Annotated in this window: 6 protein-coding genes; 3 read left to right on the plus strand and 3 right to left on the minus strand. The window is 61.8% G+C overall.

Features of this window, described 5'->3' with window-relative positions; translation table 11 throughout:
• The first annotated feature begins 3 nt into the window (after positions 1-3).
• Complete coding sequence (locus ACVOLL_RS13165) at positions 4-1,065, plus strand: fimbrial protein (RefSeq protein WP_481513296.1); 1,062 nt, start codon at positions 4-6, stop codon at positions 1,063-1,065.
• 189 nt (positions 1,066-1,254) lie between these two features.
• Here ACVOLL_RS13165 and ACVOLL_RS13170 read toward each other — a convergent pair whose 3' ends face one another.
• A complete protein-coding gene (locus ACVOLL_RS13170; protein WP_481513297.1) occupies positions 1,255-1,698 on the minus strand; it encodes a helix-turn-helix domain-containing protein in 444 nt (147 codons plus the stop codon).
• 78 nt (positions 1,699-1,776) lie between these two features.
• Between ACVOLL_RS13170 and ACVOLL_RS13175 the strand changes: the two genes are divergently transcribed.
• Both ACVOLL_RS13175 and ACVOLL_RS13180 read left to right on the plus strand, forming a co-directional pair.
• Positions 1,777-2,268 carry a DUF2938 domain-containing protein gene (locus ACVOLL_RS13175; protein ID WP_481513298.1) on the plus strand — a complete coding sequence of 164 codons (492 nt, stop codon included), beginning with the start codon at positions 1,777-1,779 and terminating at the stop codon, positions 2,266-2,268.
• Between the two features lies 1 nt (position 2,269).
• Complete coding sequence (locus ACVOLL_RS13180; protein ID WP_481513299.1) at positions 2,270-3,058, plus strand: class I SAM-dependent methyltransferase; 789 nt, start codon at positions 2,270-2,272, stop codon at positions 3,056-3,058.
• Between the two features lie 371 nt (positions 3,059-3,429).
• Here the strand turns inward: ACVOLL_RS13180 and guaA are convergent, their stop codons facing one another.
• Positions 3,430-4,995 carry a glutamine-hydrolyzing GMP synthase gene (guaA, locus tag ACVOLL_RS13185; RefSeq protein ID WP_481513300.1) on the minus strand — a complete coding sequence of 522 codons (1,566 nt, stop codon included), beginning with the start codon at positions 4,993-4,995 and terminating at the stop codon, positions 3,430-3,432.
• A 104-nt stretch (positions 4,996-5,099) separates the two neighbouring features.
• Positions 5,100-6,557 (minus strand): IMP dehydrogenase, encoded by a 1,458-nt coding sequence (gene guaB / locus ACVOLL_RS13190; RefSeq protein WP_481513301.1) that lies wholly within the window; start codon positions 6,555-6,557, stop codon positions 5,100-5,102.
• Positions 6,558-6,750: the final 193 nt, after the last annotated feature.

Here is a 6,750-nt window from a genome sequence, read left to right on the forward strand (position 1 = left end):
ACGATGAAGAAAGCACTACTCAATGGATTTTCAGTATTGATGCTTCTGCTGGCGCTTCCAAACGCAGCGTGGGCCCTGTCTTGCAAGGAAGCCATGACACAGTCGGTCAACCAGGTCATCCCACTGCTAGACGAGATCGTGATTTCCAAGGGTGACGCAGTTCGTGGCCGGCTGCTATGGCGATCGGACGAATACACCGTGAGTTTCCGCTGTGTGGATGCGCAAGGTGCGCCGCAAGGAGAGGACGCATTCTTCTACTGGGACCCGGACAGAACTGTTGCGCAGATCCATCCCTCGATCGAGGTTGGCGTGACCATCAACCACGTCGACCACAACATCAACGGGGGCGACCCCAGAATGCTGGCAGGCAGAGGAACCGTGCCGCCAGCCAACCGCCCGAACTGCAAGATGTATTGGAACAACGCCAGGGCAAAGCGATGTGCAACTTCGATGGTGTTGAACGTTACCTTCTCCATCTACATCAAGGCGACAGGCAGCCCGCCACCCCAGAACGGACAGATCAACAACTGGGGGGTCTACGATCTATTCCAGGTCGACGGCGAAGGTGGCCTGAACACCATACCCAATTCGAACTTCCGCGCAGGTGTGTCCGGGCTCGGACAGATCCACTTCATCGCCTGCAATCCGAGCATCACGATCATCGGGAATTCGGGAAGTGCGGTGAACTTTGGCCGAATCCCGGTTGCGGACATCAACAAAGGCAAGATCCAGTCACAGGCCCCTTTTCAGATCCAGGTCGACATGACCCATCCCGGTGCGGGCAATGAATGCAGCAACCGGATGTTGGTCGCCTCGATCAGCACCCTCAACATCGTCAAGGACGGAAGCATCATTGTGCCGAAGCTCAACGGCGGCTTCGGCATCGCGATATCGCAGGCAGATACACCGGGCCACTTCATCCAACTCAAGAAATCCATTCCATTGGGGCCCGTCAACAACACTCTGATGAACTACGACTTTCTGGCTTCATTGATCTGGACCGACGACACCGCAAAGCTGGGGCCGTTCTCTGCCACCGCCACGGTCAATGTAACGTTCCGCTGAAGCCGAGCCGGAAGCATCGGGGACGGCAACGTAGATAGAAAGCGCGAGCTGCTGGTGCGGATCTTCGGCAGACGTGCCGACTGCTGAAGTTGAAGAACACCACGGCGCCAACCGGACACAGAAGTAGCGCGCATTGCCGGAAGCATCGCCGTCTTCAGGGCAACACGCACTGAGCAAGCGCTGAGCCAATCAGCTGCCGGCCCTCGGACTGCGCCTTGTCACTTTCGGCTTGGCGGCGTCCTGCTTCAGTCGTCCAGCGGCGGCGACCTTGAGCAAGCGCCGGAAAGTCGGGCATTCGGCGTGATTCACCGCAGGGCATGCTGCTGCATGACGCAGGCCTTGGCTCATCGCCCGCAAGCGCTTTACGGTTGCATCGATCTCGTCGGCCTTGGCCAGCAGCAGCGTCCGATCAACCCACGGGGCTCCCTGCGGTGACAGCATGGCTTGGATCTCATCCAGCGACAGCCCGCCAGCCTGACCGAGGGCAATCAAGGCCAGTTGGTCAAGCACGTCGGCCGCAAAGTGCCGCCGCCCACCCGCAGCGCGACTTGCCACGATCAGGCCTTTGTTTTCGTAGAACCGCAGCGTGGAGGACGGCAGCCCCGTCCGCCTGGCGACTTCGGCGATGTCCATCGCAGACCATTGACTTGAAGTTGACTTCAACTTTTAGCATGTCTCGGAGAACAGATGGGTCATTACAGAGGAACCGATATGACGTGGATGGATGTACTGCGGATGGTAGTGGTTGGAATCGGAGCGACCATCGTGATGGATGCCTGGACCCAGATCCTCAAACGACTGGGCGTGGCCACACTCGACTACACACTGCTCGGGCGCTGGGCCGGTCACCTGCGTGAGGGCACCTTCGCCCACGCCAGCATCAGGCATGCCGCGGCAATACCCGGCGAGCAACTGCTTGGCTGGGGCATCCACTACGCCGTTGGCATCGTTTTCGCAGCCCTACTGCTGGCGATTCAAGGCCCGTCCTGGCTGCATCGCCCCACCTTGCTACCCGCCTTGGCCGTAGGCGCAGCTACCGTAGTGGCACCGTTGTTGGTGATGCAGCCCGCGATGGGTGCAGGGTTCATGGCATCGAAGACGCCAACGCCACTGCAGAACTGCCTGCGCAGCCTGGCCACACATACCGTGTTCGGACTGGGGCTGTATCTTTCGGCTACGCTGATGATGTTCTTTGAGGCCTGATATGACGACCAACGAAATCCGCTTTCCCGATGGTGCTGCGTATGAGCGCTACATGGGTTTATGGAGTCAGCTTGCCGGCGAGATATTTCTCAATTGGCTAGCCCCAGCGCCACAGCGGCAATGGCTTGACGTCGGATGTGGCAACGGCGCTTTCACCGAGATGATCTTCAAGCGCTGCGCGCCGGCGTCGATGCACGGTGTGGACCCATCCAGCGAACAGCTCGCCTATGCGCACGCCCAGCCGGCGCTGCAGGCAGCAGTGTTTGAGCAAGGTGATGCGATGGCCCTGCCCTACCCCGCCGCTGCCTTCGATGTCGCCGTGATGCCGCTGGTGATTTTCTTTGTCCCGGAACCCGCTCGCGGCGTGGCTGAAATGGCACGCGTGGTTCGCCCGGGCGGCAGCGTCGCCGCATACGCCTGGGACATGCCGGGTGGCGGATTCCCCTATGAGATATTGCTGACGGAGATGCGCGGGCTCGGCCATACGGTTCCGTCGCCGCCTAGTCCTGAAGCTTCGCGTATGGACGTATTGCGGCAGTTGTGGAGCGAGGCGGGTCTGGAGGCGATTGAAACCCGCGAAATCGACGTATCCCGCACATTCGCCGATTTCGAGGATTTCTGGTCCACAGCGCTCGGTGCGCCCAGCGTCGGTTCGACGCTTGCGGCTATGGCAGCTGAGGAGCATGTGTTGCTCAAGGCTAGCGTAAGTGCCCGTCTGCCAGTGGATGCTGATGGTCGTATCACATGCCGCGCACGTGCCAATGCGGTGAAGGGGCGAGTGCCGAACTAGGCTAGCCCTGAGTGTCGACACCAATTATCTGGCGCAAAGCTAAATTCTTGAGAACCTGCACCGGAGTTCTCCAGACAAATGTGCCGCTCGGTGATGTGCGTCGGCAAGGCATCTGCCGAGCATGGCTCGGCACTACCCTTGCTCTGCTTGTGGGAGCGGCGTGAGCGAAGCTGACGCTGTTCGGTCTCTCCGGACATCCGTGCCATCTTGATGATGTACGTGCTTCGCGGCTTACGCCGCTCCTACAAAAGGAAAATCCGATGCCAGGGATCTGGCATCGGATTCCGCGTTACTCAGTGGACAGTACCGTGCGCAACACACGCAACTGGTTTTTTAACGCCAGTTGCTACCGCGCCGTGCCAGATACCCAATCACTCCCACTCGATCGTCGCCGGCGGCTTGCCGGAGATGTCGTAGACCACGCGCGAGACGCCACGCAGTTCATTGATGATGCGGTTGGAGACGCGGCCGAGGAAGTCGTACGGCAGGTGCGCCCAATGCGCGGTCATGAAGTCGATGGTCTCGACTGCACGCAGTGCGATCACCCACTCATAGGCACGTGCATCGCCAACCACGCCTACCGACTTGACCGGCAGGAATACGGCAAACGCCTGGCTGGTCTTGTCGTACAGATCGGCAGCACGCAGCTCCTCGATGAAGATCGCGTCGGCCTTGCCCAACAATTCGGCGTACTCGCGCTTCACTTCACCGAGGATGCGCACGCCCAGGCCCGGACCCGGGAACGGATGACGATAGACCATCGCGCGCGGCAGGCCAAGTTCGACGCCGAGGCGACGCACTTCGTCCTTGAACAACTCGCGCAGCGGCTCAACCAGCTTCAGCTTCATGTCTTCCGGCAGGCCGCCCACGTTGTGGTGGCTCTTGATGACGTGTGCCTTGCCGGTCTTGCTGCCGGCCGACTCGATCACGTCCGGATAGATGGTGCCCTGCGCCAGCCACTTGGCATTGCTCAGCTTGTTGGACTCTTCATCGAAGATCTCGACGAACAGGTTGCCGATGACCTTGCGCTTTGCTTCCGGGTCGCTGACGCCTTCCAGTGCCTTGAAATAACGGTCGGCCGCATTCACGCGCACGACCTTGACGCCCATGTTGTCGGCCATCATCTGCATGACCTGGTCGCCTTCCTGGAAGCGCAGCAGGCCGGTGTCGACGAACACGCAGGTCAGCTGTTCGCCGATGGCCTTGTGCAGCAGCGCTGCGACCACCGAGGAATCAACGCCACCGGACAGGCCGAGGATCACTTCATCGCTGCCAACCTGCTCACGCACGCGGGCGATCTGGTCGTCGATGATGTTGGCCGCGGTCCACAGCGTGGCGCAGCCGCAGATATCGGTGACGAAGCGCTTCAGCAGCGCCGAGCCCTGCTTGGTGTGGGTTACTTCCGGGTGGAACTGCACGCCGTACCAACGCTTGTCTTCGTTGGCCATCGCGGCCACCGGGATGCGGTCGGTCACAGCGGTGATGGCGAAGCCCGGCGGCACGTGGGTGACGTGGTCGCCGTGGCTCATCCACACGTCCAGGCGCGGCTCACCGTTGTGGTCGGACAGGCCGCCCAGCAGCGCGTCGTTGCCGAGCAACTTCACTTCCGCATGGCCGAACTCGCGCTGGTCAGCGGCTTCGGTGCCGCCGCCCAACTGCTTGGCCATGGTCTGCAGGCCATAGCAGATGCCAAGCAGCGGCAGGCCGCTGTCGAACACTTCCTGCGGCGCAGCCGGCGCACCGGGCAGCGTGGTGGTTTCCGGGCCGCCGGACAGGATGATGCCCTTGGCACCAAAGGCGGCGATCTCGGCCGGATCGTGGTCCCATGCCCAGATTTCGCAGTAGACACCGAACTCGCGGATGCGGCGCGCGATCAGCTGCGTGTACTGTGCGCCGAAATCGAGGATGAGGATCTTGTCGTTATGGATGTTGGTCATAAAGCCCGGCAAGTGATCAATGAAAACGGGAGTCGATGCAAAACGAATGGCGGATAGAGAAAGAGGAACGGGACCAGGTCCACGTTCCTCTTCTGCTTACCGCATCAAGCACGGTAGTTCGGCGGCTCTTTGGTGATCTGCACGTCGTGGACGTGGCTCTCACGTTGGCCGGCACCGCTGATCTTGACGAAGTTCGGCTTGGTGCGCATTTCTTCGATGGTGGCGCAGCCCACATAGCCCATGGTCGCGCGCAGGCCACCAATGAGCTGATGGATGATGCCGCCAACCGGGCCGCGATACGGCACGCGGCCTTCGATGCCTTCCGGCACCAGCTTGTCAGCAGTGGCGGCGTCCTGGAAGTAACGGTCCTTGGAACCCTTCTCCATCGCAGCCAGCGAACCCATGCCACGGTAGCTCTTGTAGGAGCGGCCCTGGAACAGCTCGGTTTCGCCCGGCGATTCCTCGGTACCGGCGAGCAGACCGCCGATCATCACCGTCGAAGCACCAGCGGCCAGCGCCTTGCCGATATCACCGGAGTAACGGATGCCGCCATCAGCGATCAGCGGGATACGATCCTGCAGCGCTTCGGCAACCAGGTCGATCGCGGTGATCTGCGGCACGCCGACACCAGCGACAACGCGCGTGGTGCAGATCGAGCCCGGGCCGATACCGACCTTGACTGCATCGGCGCCGCAATCCAGCAATGCCAGTGCGGCGTCGCCGGTGCAGATGTTGCCGCCGATGACCTGCACGTTCGGGAAGTTCTTCTTCACCCAGCGCACGCGATCCAGCACGCCCTGCGAATGGCCGTGCGCAGTGTCCACCACCAGCACGTCCACGCCGGCAGCAACCAGCGCTTCGACGCGGCGATCGGTGTCACCACCAACGCCAACTGCAGCGCCAACCAGCAGGCGCGTTGCGGCGTCCTTGGCAGCGTTGGGGTTGTCGCTCTTCTTCTGGATGTCCTTGACCGTGATCAGGCCGCGCAGTTCGAACGCGTCGTTGACCACCAGGACCTTCTCGATGCGGTTTTTGTGCAGCAGCGACAGGACTTCGTCCGAGGCCGCGCCTTCCTTGACCGTGATCAGACGATCCTTCTTGGTCATGATGTGGCGGACCGGATCGTCCAGCTCGGTTTCGAAGCGCATGTCACGGTGGGTGACGATGCCGGCCAGCTGGCCGTCGTTGCCCACCACCGGCACGCCGGAGATGTTGTGCGCCTGGGTCAGGGCCAGCACGTCGCGGATCGTGGTTTCCGGACCGACGGTGATCGGGTCACGGATGACGCCTGATTCGAACTTCTTGACCTTGGCCACTTCGGCAGCTTGCTGCTCGACGGTCAGGTTCTTGTGCAGGATGCCGATGCCACCGATCTGGGCCATGGCGATGGCCAAGCGAGCTTCAGTGACGGTATCCATGGCGGCCGAGACAATCGGCAACTTCAACCGCAGGTCGCGCGTCAGCCGCGTGCCGAGGTCAACGTCCTTAGGCAGAACGATGGAGTGAGCGGGGACGAGAGAAACGTCATCGTACGTTAGTGCTTCAGCCTGGATGCGCAGCATCGGCGTGCCCGGTAGATGTGGGGAAGCGCGACATTTTACCCTTATTTGCCCGCCGATGTCAGGGGGCAAGTGCGACGCAGCGTCACGCTGGCGGGGAGGTGTTCAGGGACCATGACCTGTAGTGGGGGGGGCGGGGGGGGCGGGGCGGGGGGGGGGGTGGGGGGTGGGGGCGGGGCGCGGGGGCCGCCGGGGG

The organism is Stenotrophomonas sp. STEN035 (assembly GCF_056759935.1).